The organism is Pseudomonas sp. MTM4 (assembly GCF_019355055.1).
In the GTDB taxonomy this organism is placed as follows: Bacteria; Pseudomonadota; Gammaproteobacteria; order Pseudomonadales; family Pseudomonadaceae; genus Stutzerimonas.
In genome coordinates, this window is sequence record NZ_CP048411.1 from 4,205,666 (window position 1) to 4,218,248 (window position 12,583).

Consider the following 12,583-nt stretch of genomic DNA (forward strand, 5'->3'; position numbering starts at 1 on the left):
CGTAGGGTGCGCTCAGCGCACCGCATGCAAGAGGCCCGGCGGTGCGCGGAGCGCACCCTACACGAAGCCAGCCGGCCTTGGTGGAGCGGCTCCTCCCTGGCTGTTTCCCGTTTCGTCGTGACCCGCGTAGTTTCGGCTTGTGGCGGAGCTCAATAAACCTATGGCTGCGGCGCCGATACTTCGAGATTTGAGACGTTTATGCAAAACCGGAACAGTCTGCCGGGCGTGGCCAGCTCGGTCGGGGCGTCGATACTTTTCGCCACGCTGTACTACTACACCTCGCTGCTCGAACCGCTGGACGGCCAGCAGATATACGGCTGGCGCATCCTGCTTACCGCGCCCTGCCTGGCGGTGCTGCTGATCGGCTTCGGGCGCTGGGGCGAGGTTCGCCAGATCCTTGCGCGCCTGTCGGCAGAACCGCGGTTGTGGCTCGCGCTGCCGCTGTCTTCGGCGCTGGTCGGGTTACAGCTCTGGCTGTTCATGTGGGCGCCAATCAACGGCCACGGGCTGGACGTCTCCCTCGGCTACTTCCTGCTGCCGCTGACCCTCGTGCTGACCGGCCGGCTGGTGTTCGGCGAGGCGATCAGCCGCCTGCAGCGCCTGGCCTGCATACTGGCGGCCGTTGGCGTTGGTAACGAACTGCTGCTTGCCTCGTCCCTTTCCTGGCCAGTGCTGGCGGTCGCGCTCGGCTATCCCTGCTACTTCATCCTGCGCCGCCGGATCGGCACCGCTAACCTTGGCGGTCTGTGGCTTGACCTCGTCATCAGCCTGCCAGTCGCCGCTACCTTCGCCTTGGGCGATAGCGCCACCCTGCAACAGGTCATCGCAAGTTCACGGCTGCAACTGCTGATCTTCGGATTGGGCGCGCTCAGCGCCCTGGCACTGGCCCTGATGATCATCGCCACCCGCCTCAACCTCGCCCTGTTCGGCCTGCTCAGCTACGTTGAGCCGGTGTTACTGGTCGTGGTCGCGTTACTGCTCGGCGAAAGCATCGCGCCGGACCAATGGCTGACTTATGGCGCGATCTGGATGGCAATTGCGGTGCTGGTGGTGGAGGGAGTGAGGGCGTTGAGGAGGGGGAGGGGTTAGCTGTTTAGGTGGGGCAGATTCGACCGGGCGGCCGGTCGCGATAGGCAAAATCGGCCAAACGCTGCTACTCGCTCTCAGGTATCAATCCACGACGAACAACTTGGCGCCGGTAGCGGTTGAAGACCGGTGAGCCTCCGCGTTGTCGGCCACTTGGTAGCTCATGCCGGCGCTCAAAGTGAATGTACGGCCATCATCGAGTTCGGTCTCCAGTTGACCTTCCAGACATAGCAGAATGTGTCCCTTCCGGCACCAATGATCGGCAACGTATCCAGGGGAGTAGTGAACCATTCGAACTCTCGTATTACCGAATTGGCAGGTACGCCAGAGCGCCGTGCCGGTCTCACCCGGATGCGCAATGGGTTCTATTTTCGACCAGTCGGTAGTGCCAAATGGGATGTCAGTGAGTTCCATGGTTGCCTTGCCAAAAGGGTAAGGTTCGAATCCTACCGATACGCCACCAAGCCAAATAGATACAGATCGGCCTTGTTTCTCCAATACACCCACGTGCAACCCACTGGCGCCTCAGATGACTATTCGAAAAGGTCTAATCAAGCGGTTCGGAGCAAGTCGGGGCTCCGTACATGTCGGCGTCCGTCCAGGCGACCCTGACCGCCTGCTATCGGCCAGGAGCGGACGCTCACGAAGCCAACTCACCACGATTGGCAATCCATGCCAGTGCCGCGACCCAAACTACGGATACGGTGTAATTGAGCCGCTGATACAAGCCAAATCCATGTCCATCGTCGAATGCTTTGGCCATCATGCCGACAGTCACGACAGCAAAGATCACGCAGAGTATCGAGAACCATCCGAACGCTGGCGATGACAACAGCCTCTTGCTAAGAGCCCCCCAAAGCGCGGTCGCCAGCGTCAGCGAGAGGAACATGACTAGTCCTGCCAGGTTATGAACCTGCTGAGACGGCGAGGGTTGTGCAGGTGCGCATCCTGGATCGCATGAGAACACCCCAGTAGCAAAGCTTGCCAGACCGTGGATCAGTATCAGCGCTGCGCTGAGCTGGGCTAGACGCGATGTCGTGAACCTCCGAGCAACACCCAGAGCAAAAAGCATGAAGAGCACGCCTAGGGGGAAGTTGTTCACCCAGGCGGAGAACGGGTGGGTGGGGGCTCCTACTGCCCCTAACTGGCTCATCGCCTGGTCGATATGGCTGTAGCCCGGATAGCTCAGCGACGTTAGCGCCACGCCCGCAAAGAGCCAGAGGGGAATTAATAGCCCCAGGCACAGTAAAGTTCGGTCAAAGGTACTCACGGTGCGGCCTTCCCTTGTCATGGCAACTACCAACTCCATCTCTCGTAAAGTGCCTGCATGCTAGGGATCACTGATGCTTTCGAGCTAACGATTTTTTTGCAAGGCAGCTTGCGCATGCATCATCCTGTCGCCCCTTCAAACCACGGATGGATCCATGAGCAGACGTCTGCCAAGCACCTCTATGATGCTTGCCCTGGAAGCAGCCGCGCGCCATCAGAGCTTTGCCAAAGCGGCACAGGAGCTCTCGCTCAGCGAAGGTGCTGTCAGCCGGCAAATATCTAAACTGGAAGAATTTCTCGGGACGCGGCTGTTCAACCGTATCGGCAATCGCGTCGAGTTGTCAGTTGCTGGTGACAACTATGCTTCGCACATTCGTGCGGCACTGGCCGATATCGAACGGCACACCCGCCAGCTCGTTGCGGACGCTAGGGGCAGTACCTCGCTGGAAATTGGCGTCATTCCCACATTCGCCAGTCGTTGGTTGATACCCAGGCTGGCTCGATTCCAGGCGCGCTACCCCGATATAAAAGTGAATCTCCACGAACGCACACAGCCCTTTTCCCTTGAGCAAAGTGGCTTGCACGCTGCGATCAACTACGACCATCCCGTCTGGCAGACAATGCGAGTACAGCCGCTCTTTGTAGAACCGATGGTTGCCGTCTGTCACCCTCGCCTTGCAAGCGAAATACCCGAAAGCATGCCGCTACTTCACAAACTCGCGAGCCCCTATAGTTGGGCTCGTTATGCAACGCTTGCTGAATTGCCACTGGATTCCAACTCGACAGGCCCCACCTATGATCGCTATGCGCTGCTGATCGAAGCGGCGAAAGCCGGCATAGGAATGGCGCTCGTGCCTAACTGCTACGTTGAGGAGGAGCTGCTTGGAGGCCGGCTTGTAGCTCCTTGGCCGGCATTCGAAGAACTCTGCGAACGCTACGTCCTGGTAACTCGCCCGAGTACGCATGCCGCTTCTGCACTGACGAATTTCAAACGTTGGCTTATGGAAGAGTCTGCTTCCGGCTAGGCCATAACTGGCAATCATCCCTGAGCTTTAGCCAGCAACTCCGTCCGGTTTCGGCCAAAAGGCTGCCGTCGAAAAAAGCTGCTACACATCACTTCAGGAACGTAGGGCTGGCAGTTGCTCTACGGTAAAAACCGGGAACTGGGTCCAATGTGTCGACTCTCAATTATTTATTCGCTCAAAGGAGCATGATTATGTCGGTATCAAGCGAAAGCCGAACCGCCATCCGAGCAACCCCCCTCACGGCGCGCGATGCGGCGCATCGTATGGTCTTGATGCTTTGCGTCACAGCGATGGTGCTGTTTACAACGCAGGCCTTCGCTCACCACGGTTGGGCCTGGGCGGAAGAAGAGCAGTCGGAGTTGAAGGGCACGATTACCGAGATTTCGATGGCGCCACCTCATCCGGCCTTGCGCGTAGAGGCTCAAGACGGCCGTTTATGGCAAGTCGATCTGGGGAATCCGAACCAGACGCAACGTTCCGGTTTCACCGACGATACCGCCAAGGTAGGAGATGAAGTCACCGTACTCGGCAACCGCACCAAAGAGCCGAACGAAGCGCATATGAAAGCCGTGCGCATTACGGTCGGCGGCAAGCAATACGATATGTATCCGGAACGCATCAAGGAATGACGACACGGCGATGACGGGCTTTCTGCAATCAGTTGCTGGCTGGCCCGGTGCCGTCTTCCTGCAGGAATACTGGATTGCCTATCTGGTCGTCAATGCAACTCACATCCTTGGGATAGGGCTACTCCTCGGCGCGATCCTGCCGCTCGATTTGCTCCTTTTGCGTTCAATGCACGGACGGGATCTGCCGGTCCTTGGCCCCTTTCTAGTACGCGCAGCGGCAACGGGCACTACACTTGCGGTGATAACGGGGCTTTGGTTGTTCTCAGTGAGGCCAGCGGAGTACGCAGAGAACCCAGCCTTTCTCTGCAAGGCCGCGCTGCTAGTGCTGGCGATCTGCAACATTGCACTCCAGCATCGCAGCGAGCGCTTTGATGCCGCCCTGTGCGGCGGCCAGCCAACTGTCCGAGTTCGCGCCCTGGCCGCCGCATCCGCCATTCTTTGGCTTTCGATCCTCATAGCTGGCCGCTGGATCGGCTTTGTCTGAGGCGAGGATATCGCGGGCAGTTAGCGGCGCCACCAATTAGCGACTCTGCCAGCGCTATCAATATTCCAGCAGAAGGTTTTTCATCTACTGTCCGCATGGGCCCACTCGAGAGCAGCAGTTCGCTCGCTGCCACGCGGCTTATATCTGTCTGCAAAATCTATGCGGTTAACAAAACAGTGCATCGATACGTGAATTGGCCCGTTTGACGGCTTCGTCGAACTGATCGCCGCCGATAGCGGTGTATTCCAGGCTGACCGTCGTCACGTCGTGGATGCCCAGCATGCCCAATACTGCGGTTAAGTAGGGCTCTTGGAAGTTCATGTGTGCGTATGCTTCGCCTTTCTCATAACCATGGCCGCCCCTCACGAGCAGCAGGTACGCTTTCTTGTCATGCAGTAGACCAGCGTAGGGGCTGCCAGGGGTGCCAGGTACCAGGCGGGTCGTGATTCCCATGCGGATAATCTGGTCGATGTAGGCTTTCAGCGTACTGGGCACCGACAGGTTGTGCATGGGGCAACCGATCACGATCTGTGTGGCTTGCTTCAACTCGCTCACCAGCTCGTCGCTGAGCGCCAGGGTGTCCTTCTGTTGGTGGTCTCGGGCCTCGGGCGGGGTGAAAGCGGCCTGGATCCAGCGTTCATCGACGTGTGGAATCGGCTGGTTACCCAGCTCTCGGTGGATGATTTCGCCGCTCGGGTATCGAAGGCGCCAGAGGTGTACGAAGCGTTCTGTCATTTTCCGACTGTACGACCCGCTGCGCTGCGGGCTGGTGTTGATGACGAGCAATTGTTCCATGAACGACCCCTTCGTATTTCGATGGTCAGAATTACCGTTGCACCAGTTCGAGCAGCGAGCCCGGTCCGAGGATCTGGGGCAGCAGCCGTGGTTCGGCTTCACCCGCTCCGTACCACAGGTACAAAGGAACACCTGAGCGGCCGTGGCGTTCGAGGAATGCGGTGATGACAGGATCGCCATTGGTCCAGTCGCCCCGCATCACTACAACCCCAGCCGCGGCGAAAGCCTGTGCGGTCGCGTCACGGTTGATGGCGACTTGCTCGTTCACCTTGCAGGTGATGCACCAGTCAGCGGTGAAGTAAACAAACACCGGCACCTTGTCAGCGCGTAGTTGGGCTAACTGCTGCTCGTCGAACACGTGCCGCTGCACGTCCGAAGCCGGCGCGGTTTGCCCTGATACCTGGCTCCAGCCCAGGCCGAGCGCCAGAATCAATGCAAGAGAAGCGGGCAACCAGGCGTTGCGTTTGTGTTTCTGCTGCCGCAGGCCGGTCAGCCGGAGCCCGAGTGCAAGCAGCATGGCGCAGCCCAGGGATGCGACCAGCGCATTGGCCGGGACCTGATGGCTGAGTACCCACAGCAGAGAGAGCGCGGTAAGGAACATCGGCACCGCGAGAACGCGGCGCAAGGTTCCCATCCAGGGGCCGGGTCTGGGCAAGCGTCGTTGCAGCGCGGGGATGAACCCCAGCATCAAGAACGGTAAAGCGATCCCTAGACCAAGCCCGGTGAATACCAACATGGCTGCGGCAGTCGGTAAAACCAGCGCAGCGCCCAGGGCTGCGGCCATGAAAGGCCCGGAGCAAGGCGTAGCGATGAAAGCCGCGAGCGCGCCGGTCCAGAACGCGCCACCGGCGCCGCTTTGGTTGGTTAGCTTGGTACCAGCATCGATCGCTGCCAGCTCGAACAGCCCGGCCAGATTGAATGCGATGGCCGTGGTCAGCAACATCAGGGTCAGAATCACGGCAGCGTTCTGCAACTGGAAGGCCCAGCCCACCTGAGTGCCAGCGGCACGCCAAGCGAGCAGAACGGCGCCCAGCAAGACGCAGACCAGTAGCACACCGCTGGTGTAGGCCACGGCGTCGCGACGAGCTATAGCCGGGCTGATGCCGGAGCGCGCGAGACTCATGGCTTTAAGACTGAGGATGGGAAAGACGCACGGCATCAAATTCAGCAACAGCCCGCCGGCAATCGCCCCGGCCAGCGCAAGCAGGATGATGCTCAAGCTGCTGTTGGACGTGCTATCGGGCGCGCTTGTCGGGCCGCCGCGTTTCGCGTCTATATCTAGACCTAAACTGTCGCTCAGTTTCAGCGTGGCCTGAAAAACATCAGTTATCTGAGCTCCTACGCGCGTTTCAACAATCAGCTCATCACCGCGTCGCTCGACCCGTTGGGGGGCGGCATTGTCGATCGCCCCCTTGGTTGCGGAAAACAGATGGGGGTTTTGGATCGGTACGCTGGCCGGGAGGGGCACGCGCAGGCGTAGGAGATCGCCCTCTACGTCAAAACTGGCCTGCGCGGCCAGCGGCCTGGGCAGCGCCTGACGCCAGTTGGCGAAGCGGGCTGCAACGTCCGGCGACTGGTGACCATCGCCTACGTGCAATGTCGTTTCCAATGATGCGCGCTCAGGGACGCAGGCGTCATACCGACAGGCCAGATATTGCATATCCACACGGATCGGCAATGCGGTCCCGCCTGGCAAGTCGCCGTCGAGGGTCAGCTCTACAAGCAGTGCGTAGGGGTGCTCGTAGACATGGTTCATCAAACCTTCAATCAGCAGCGTCCGCGGCAACGGATAGGCTGGGTCGCTCACCATTACACCGTCCGGTAGGTGCCAGGTGAACGTGGTCGGGAGGCCAACATCGCCTGGTTGCTTCCAGTAGCCGTGCCACTCGCCCTGAGGCTCCATGAGGATCGCCAATGTCGTGGTCGATCCAGATGACGGCGCTTCGGTTGCAGCGAACAGCGATGACGCGATCAATACATCATCAGGACCGGGCATCTTTGCTGCCAAGCCGGGCAGATTGATAACGCACAGGCAAAAGCAGAGCAGGAGCCTTTTTAGCGATAGCAGTGGCATGCGGTTCCTGATGAACGTATCGAGTGGATAAAAGGGAGGTGGCGTCATGGCGCCTCCTCCCGTAACCGCAGGGCGAAACGGATCAATGCAGCGCCTTGACCGCCTCTACGAGATTGTTGTCCTGCGGTTTGAGGATATTGGCGACACGACCATGCGCGTCTAGAAGGACCACTGTCGGAATGTCCCGAATGGCGAAGGCGCGAAAGAGTTCGTCCTGCTCGTCGAGCGCTAGCGGCAGGGCGGTAGGCGTGGTGTTTTTGTAATCTTGCAAGTCGCTGGCCGAGACCCAAAGCCCTGAAGAAACACCCAGCCACTCCATGTCGCCCTGGCCCATCAGGCTGTCCACATCCTTGCGTACTCGTAGGCAAGCCTGGGACGTCTCGGGCCGGCTTTCCTCAAGATAGGACTCGCACCAAGGGGCGAAGAACACCAGTGCGCGCGGCTTGTCGTCCTTGCCCAGCTTCACTTGATTGCCCTCTAGAGTTTCGATGTTCAGGCCGGTCACGGTGTCGCCCACGGCAAACTGCGGTGTCTCGGGTGTTGCATTGCTCTCCGAGTGGCTGGCGGAGGTCGTTTGTTCTGATACAGCACTTTCCAGCGCGGCATGCAAAGCCTGGTCATCAAGGTGACCGATATGGGATATCCGGCCATCTCGGCCAATCACAACATGCTGGGGTGTCACCCGTAGGTTGAGGTCCGCCGCCAGGCTGCTGTCATCGATCACGATCGGCATGGTCAGCTGGTGCTCCTTGCGGTATGCGCGGATCGAGTCAATGTCGTCACTGAAGCCCGTGTTTACCGCGATGACCTGCACCTTGTCGCCCATCGTCTGTTGCAACTGCTCGAAGCCGGGCATCTGCTGGCGGCAGGGCACGCACCATGTGGCCCAGAATTTCAGATAAACCGGCTTTTCCCCGTACAACTCAGCTAGGTCAATCTTTGTTCCATCGATGGTTTCGAGCACGGCAACCGGCCCAGGCTGTCCGATCAGCGAAGCGCCGGCGGTGCGTGCCCGCCGCTCACCCTCATCGTCCAGACTGCCGTCGGCGTGAGCCAAGTGGAGCGCGCTACCGAGCAGGAGCAGGGCCGCGAACTGCTTGATGAATGAGAGGAGAGACGGTGATTGCAAGGGGAGCTCCTTGACCATGATGGGCTTGAGGTTCTAGCGCTTCATCATATTGGTTAAAGGTCCAATAAAAAGGCCCATGAATAGCAAATCTGACTGTACCATCGGTGCGCCTGAGGTTGATGTCGTCTCCTTCGTCAACACAAGCGAGTGAGTGAGGGCTGCATGGAAGATTTGCGCATTGAACTCAACCGGAAAGCAGGGCGTTCTCTGGTTGAGCAAATCGTTGGAGCCATCGGCAGATCGATCCGCGAGGGGCATCTATATGCGGGCGCTCGCTTGCCGTCCTGGCGGGACCTTAGCGTTCAGCTTGGCGTTGCTCGTGGCACCGTTCGGGCGGCTTATGAGCGACTGATCGACGAACAGCTGATCGTTTCCCGCGGCGCTGCGGGTACCTTTGTCGCGCAACCGTTGCCTGCGGTCCGGCCGACTGAAACCAGCAGTCTGCGCTCGCCATTGCCGGACTTCTACCAACATCCATTCAGCAATTCGCCCATGGTGTTTCAAGTCGGCATTCCCGCGCAGGACGTTTTTCCCTACAAGATGTGGTCACGCATTGCCGCGGGCGCGGCCCGCCAGGCCGCAATGGCACCGGTCAGCTACCCGGACCCTCGCGGAGAGCCCGGTTTGCGAACCGAAATCGCCGCCTATCTTGCCGTGGCGCGAGGCATCATCTGTGCGCCAGAGCAGGTCGTTATCACCTCCGGATACTCCGGTGGCCTTGGGCTGATCCTGCATGCGCTCGGTTTGCGAGGGCAAACGGCGTGGATGGAAGATCCCGGCTATCCAATGACGCGAACGGCGCTTTCCATGGCGGGTATCGAAACGATACCGGTCAGTGTTGATGCACATGGGTTGGACGTCGAAGAAGGTATCCGGCGTGCGCCGAATGCGGCCCTGGCGGTCGTCACCGCAGGGCAGCAGGCTCCTCTGGGAATGACGTTGTCACTGCCACGGCGTCTTCGCCTGTTGGAATGGGCGGATAAGAACGGTAGCTGGATCATCGAAGATGACTACCTGAGCGAACTTCAACTTGTCGGTCGGGCGGCCCCAGCGCTTGCCTCACAGGATCGTTCAGGCCGGGTCATTCACATCGGCACTTTCAGCAAGACCATCAACCCTGGCCTGCGTCTGGGTTTCGTTGTGGCGCCAACATCCTTGGCAAACCGGGTCGCAGATACAGCGGCTGCGCTGGCACCCGCTGCGTCGATCACCAGCCAATGGGCGCTCGCAGAGTTCATGCGCAAGGGTCATTACTTGCGCCATCTGCGCAGAATGAAGCGCACCTATACCGCCCGGTTGGCTGCTCTACAGCGTGCCTTGAGCATTCCAGCCACGACCGAGGCGATGGCGGGGTTAGCTTTGCTGGTGCACTTGCCTCAAGGTGCGGACGACGTTGCTATCAGCCAACAGGCACTGGCAGTCGGGCTTGCGCCCTTACCGTTATCTATCTGGTATGCCGACGCCGCACAGGCCCGAAGCGGCTTGCTGCTGGGCGTCACCAACGTTCCAGACGAAGGCATCGAGGACTGCTGCAGCCGCCTGGTTCGGTTCACTGAAGCGCTTATATAGAAACGGGGGAAACCATACCGTTGAAGGGTGCTCGGCCTGTGCGAGGCGGTTCCAATGACTGGCCGTGCTGGCTCATCGACAGCGAGGGGGAAAACGGAATGGCCAGTGTGTCGGGCGGCACCTGGAGTGCCGAGCTGGGTATGTACACTCAACTTGTTTGACGTTGTTCAATACAGACGCGCAAAAGAGGCAGCTCCTGGCCGAAATAGCCCGTCATGCGGTGATGCGCCCGAAACAGCAGTTGGTGGGCTCCCGGTCGGTGTTCTAGGCGTCGCACTACAGCCCAGCACTGCAGCACATCAGTCTCGGACGACTGACCCTCCGCCCACCGGAACCCACTGCGCCACTTGGCGTCCATGAAACATGGATAGACTCGACGAAACCACTTATCCCGAAGCCCCCTGGCATCTGACCGGTACCGCCTGCGTGTCGGCCTGGCGGGTGCCGGCGCGGGAACTGCCGCCGGCGCCGAAGGGGTTGGCTTATGCCGCCTTGGGTGACAACGTCCTGGTGCTGACCATCTGGGCGGCTTATCTGCCGGGCGGCACGTTGGCCTACAACGAGCTGGCGGTGGCTGCAGTGGTGCGGGGGCACGGCATGCTGGCGCCTGCCGGTACAGTGACGCATATCTGGGTCGACGAGGAGCGCTCGGTTGCTGGCGGCCACCAGCTGTGGTCGATTCCCAAGCAAATGGGCGATTTCGTCATCGAGCCGGGTACCGGTGAGCGTGGCTTCGCTGGGCAGTTGAGCGTCGACGATCAGGCGGTGGCCTCGGTGCGCTTCGCGCCGAACATGAGCTTGCCAGGGCAGCCGAGCGCCAGTGGTTTCGTGATTCAGCAGAACGATTGCGGGCTGTTGCGTACCCGCTGTCGTGGCCGGGGACGGATAGTCACCGGGCGCGCCGAGTGGGATTTTTCAGCTACCGGCCCGCTGGCCTTTCTGCAGGGCCGCGCGCCGTTTTTCAGCCTGTATCTGCGCGATCTGCAGGCCTCGTTCGGCATCTGAACGATCAGAAATCTTCTCCGGCTTCGCCTGTTCTCAACCAGCGACCAAGGCCGCTCGGCTTGGGCGGCGGTAACGCGAGTGACCGACCTAGGCCGCGCTCGGCAAGTACTGCTTCAGCCGCCAGTGCGCCAGCTCGGGTGGCGCTCTCCATACAATACGGCAAGCCCGTATCGAGCCAATCACCTGCAAGCCACAAACCCGGCTCCACCGCCGTGCTCGGCCTTGCCGTTTCGGTGCCGGGGAAGGCAGCCGGAATCGCCATGGGAATGCGGTGTACCGAGGCCGACAGCAGCGCCGCGCGTTGCGCCTCGGGCGCGAACTCGGCGATCTCGCGTCGCGTAGCCTCGATGATCGCCGCGTCGGACAGGTGCTCTACCCGCTGACTCCAGATGATATTGCTGGCGATCAGCGCGCCGCCGCGGGTCGCCGGGCGGATATTGGTCAGGTTGTAAAAATCGGTGTTGAAGCCCTCCGGGTTCCACGGCCTGGCCCAGAAGCGCGAGGCGGTGATCGGCCGGTCGAACCAGAGGTAGCAACTGATATAGGGGCTCGGCTGGAAGCGGCGCGCGGTCTGCGCCAGCGCATGAGTTTCGGGCAGCAGCGGGGCGATGGCGGTCGGTTGCACGGCTAGCACCACTGCCGGTGCCTGGACCTTTGCGCCGTCGCTCAAGTGCACGCCGGTGACTCGACCTTGCTCGCGCAAAAATCCATCCACCCCGCAGCCGAGCTGCACCTCGCCGCCATGGCGACGAATGAATTCGATCGCCGGCCAGGCATAGAGGTCGCTTAGCCCGACCTTGGGCATGCCGAAGGCGATGTCTTCGTGGCCGAGCGCCTGGGCAAGGAGGCGCATCAGCGATGCCGCCGAGCAGCGTTCCACCGGGACTGCGAGGACGGCGATGGCCGCCGAGGCCCAAAACCAGTCGATGAAGAAGTCGCTGACGCCGCACCGTACCAGGTGCTCACGCCCGCTGCGATCGTCCAGTTGCATCAGTTCCGGCCCGCTGCTGCGCTGGGTGCGCCAGGCCAGTCGTGTGTTGCTCAGCAGATGACGCAAGGGCACGCTTGGCAAAATGCGCGGTAGGTTGCGGATGTAGTGCAGCGGTGCCGGCAGTCCGCCGACCTTGAAGTGCATCGAGCGGCCGCGATCGAACACGGTCAGCAGCTCTTCGGTCTGCCACAGCACCTGATCCGCCGTGCCCAGCCGCTGGAGCAGGGTGCGCATGTTGGCGTATTTGTTGAGCAGGATATGCGGGCCGATATCGACGCTGTCGCCCATTACCGGATCGGCCCAGCTCCGAGCCCGCCCGCCGGGCACGTCGGACGCCTCCAGGACGCTTACCTTCAGGCCTGCGTCGGACAGCCAGACCGCCGCGGACAACCCGGCGATACCGGCGCCGATGACGACGACGTCGGGCTTCATCCGGCGGTTGCGCCGCAGCGGGAGGGTTGACGGGGCATCGGCGGCGCTCTTCGGAGTCGGGTCTGCTTGTGACCCCCCGCGCCGAGGAAGATGCC

General features: G+C 60.8%; 12 protein-coding genes. 6 read left to right on the forward strand and 6 right to left on the reverse strand.

What is annotated here, in order from left to right; all coding sequences use genetic code 11:
- The first annotated feature begins 198 nt into the window (after positions 1-198).
- Positions 199-1,089, forward strand: a complete 891-nt coding sequence (gene rarD, locus GYM54_RS19325; RefSeq protein WP_197445471.1) for an EamA family transporter RarD — start codon at positions 199-201, stop codon at positions 1,087-1,089.
- Between the two features lie 81 nt (positions 1,090-1,170).
- Here the strand turns inward: rarD and GYM54_RS19330 are convergent, their stop codons facing one another.
- Positions 1,171-1,500 (reverse strand): DHCW motif cupin fold protein, encoded by a 330-nt coding sequence (locus GYM54_RS19330; RefSeq protein WP_181101837.1) that lies wholly within the window; start codon positions 1,498-1,500, stop codon positions 1,171-1,173.
- Positions 1,501-1,726: 226 nt separating this feature from the next.
- Positions 1,727-2,356 carry a DUF998 domain-containing protein gene (locus GYM54_RS19335; protein ID WP_197445470.1) on the reverse strand — a complete coding sequence of 210 codons (630 nt, stop codon included), beginning with the start codon at positions 2,354-2,356 and terminating at the stop codon, positions 1,727-1,729.
- Between the two features lie 154 nt (positions 2,357-2,510).
- On the opposite strand from GYM54_RS19335, the gene GYM54_RS19340 reads away from it, so the two are divergent.
- The 3 genes from GYM54_RS19340 to GYM54_RS19350 all read left to right on the forward strand — a co-directional run bounded on the left by GYM54_RS19340 (position 2,511) and on the right by GYM54_RS19350 (position 4,493).
- Positions 2,511-3,380 (forward strand): LysR substrate-binding domain-containing protein, encoded by an 870-nt coding sequence (locus GYM54_RS19340; RefSeq protein WP_181101835.1) that lies wholly within the window; start codon positions 2,511-2,513, stop codon positions 3,378-3,380.
- 191 nt (positions 3,381-3,571) lie between these two features.
- Positions 3,572-4,009, forward strand: coding sequence for a DUF6152 family protein (locus tag GYM54_RS19345; protein ID WP_231752204.1), 438 nt, complete (start codon positions 3,572-3,574; stop codon positions 4,007-4,009).
- Positions 4,010-4,019: 10 nt separating this feature from the next.
- Positions 4,020-4,493, forward strand: coding sequence for a DUF2214 domain-containing protein (locus GYM54_RS19350; protein ID WP_181101833.1), 474 nt, complete (start codon positions 4,020-4,022; stop codon positions 4,491-4,493).
- 165 nt (positions 4,494-4,658) lie between these two features.
- Here the strand turns inward: GYM54_RS19350 and GYM54_RS19355 are convergent, their stop codons facing one another.
- The 3 genes from GYM54_RS19355 to GYM54_RS19365 all read right to left on the reverse strand — a co-directional run bounded on the left by GYM54_RS19355 (position 4,659) and on the right by GYM54_RS19365 (position 8,491).
- Entirely contained in the window at positions 4,659-5,288 is a 630-nt protein-coding gene (locus tag GYM54_RS19355) for an FMN-dependent NADH-azoreductase (RefSeq protein WP_197445468.1), read from the reverse strand.
- Between the two features lie 31 nt (positions 5,289-5,319).
- Entirely contained in the window at positions 5,320-7,284 is a 1,965-nt protein-coding gene (locus GYM54_RS19360) for a protein-disulfide reductase DsbD (RefSeq protein WP_197445467.1), read from the reverse strand.
- Between the two features lie 160 nt (positions 7,285-7,444).
- Complete coding sequence (locus GYM54_RS19365) at positions 7,445-8,491, reverse strand: thioredoxin family protein (RefSeq protein ID WP_231752203.1); 1,047 nt, start codon at positions 8,489-8,491, stop codon at positions 7,445-7,447.
- Positions 8,492-8,653: 162 nt separating this feature from the next.
- On the opposite strand from GYM54_RS19365, the gene GYM54_RS19370 reads away from it, so the two are divergent.
- Entirely contained in the window at positions 8,654-10,060 is a 1,407-nt protein-coding gene (locus GYM54_RS19370) for a PLP-dependent aminotransferase family protein (protein ID WP_197445465.1), read from the forward strand.
- A 363-nt stretch (positions 10,061-10,423) separates the two neighbouring features.
- Complete coding sequence (locus GYM54_RS19375; RefSeq protein WP_181101825.1) at positions 10,424-11,065, forward strand: acetoacetate decarboxylase family protein; 642 nt, start codon at positions 10,424-10,426, stop codon at positions 11,063-11,065.
- 4 nt (positions 11,066-11,069) lie between these two features.
- Here the strand turns inward: GYM54_RS19375 and GYM54_RS19380 are convergent, their stop codons facing one another.
- Entirely contained in the window at positions 11,070-12,488 is a 1,419-nt protein-coding gene (locus GYM54_RS19380; RefSeq protein ID WP_197445464.1) for an FAD-dependent oxidoreductase, read from the reverse strand.
- Between the last annotated feature and the right edge of the window lie 95 nt (positions 12,489-12,583).

Bases quoted from the DNA above. Each gene is read 5' to 3' on its own strand.
- rarD (WP_197445471.1), top strand. From the start codon at position 199: ATGCAAAACCGGAACAGTCTGCCGGGCGTGGCCAGCTCGGTCGGGGCG.
- GYM54_RS19330 (WP_181101837.1), bottom strand. From the start codon at position 1,500: ATGGAACTCACTGACATCCCATTTGGCACTACCGACTGGTCGAAAATA.
- GYM54_RS19340 (WP_181101835.1), top strand. From the start codon at position 2,511: ATGAGCAGACGTCTGCCAAGCACCTCTATGATGCTTGCCCTGGAAGCA.
- GYM54_RS19345 (WP_231752204.1), top strand. From the start codon at position 3,572: ATGTCGGTATCAAGCGAAAGCCGAACCGCCATCCGAGCAACCCCCCTC.
- GYM54_RS19350 (WP_181101833.1), top strand. From the start codon at position 4,020: ATGACGGGCTTTCTGCAATCAGTTGCTGGCTGGCCCGGTGCCGTCTTC.
- GYM54_RS19355 (WP_197445468.1), bottom strand. From the start codon at position 5,288: ATGGAACAATTGCTCGTCATCAACACCAGCCCGCAGCGCAGCGGGTCG.
- GYM54_RS19360 (WP_197445467.1), bottom strand. From the start codon at position 7,284: ATGCCCGGTCCTGATGATGTATTGATCGCGTCATCGCTGTTCGCTGCA.
- GYM54_RS19370 (WP_197445465.1), top strand. From the start codon at position 8,654: ATGGAAGATTTGCGCATTGAACTCAACCGGAAAGCAGGGCGTTCTCTG.
- GYM54_RS19375 (WP_181101825.1), top strand. From the start codon at position 10,424: ATGGATAGACTCGACGAAACCACTTATCCCGAAGCCCCCTGGCATCTG.
- GYM54_RS19380 (WP_197445464.1), bottom strand. From the start codon at position 12,488: ATGAAGCCCGACGTCGTCGTCATCGGCGCCGGTATCGCCGGGTTGTCC.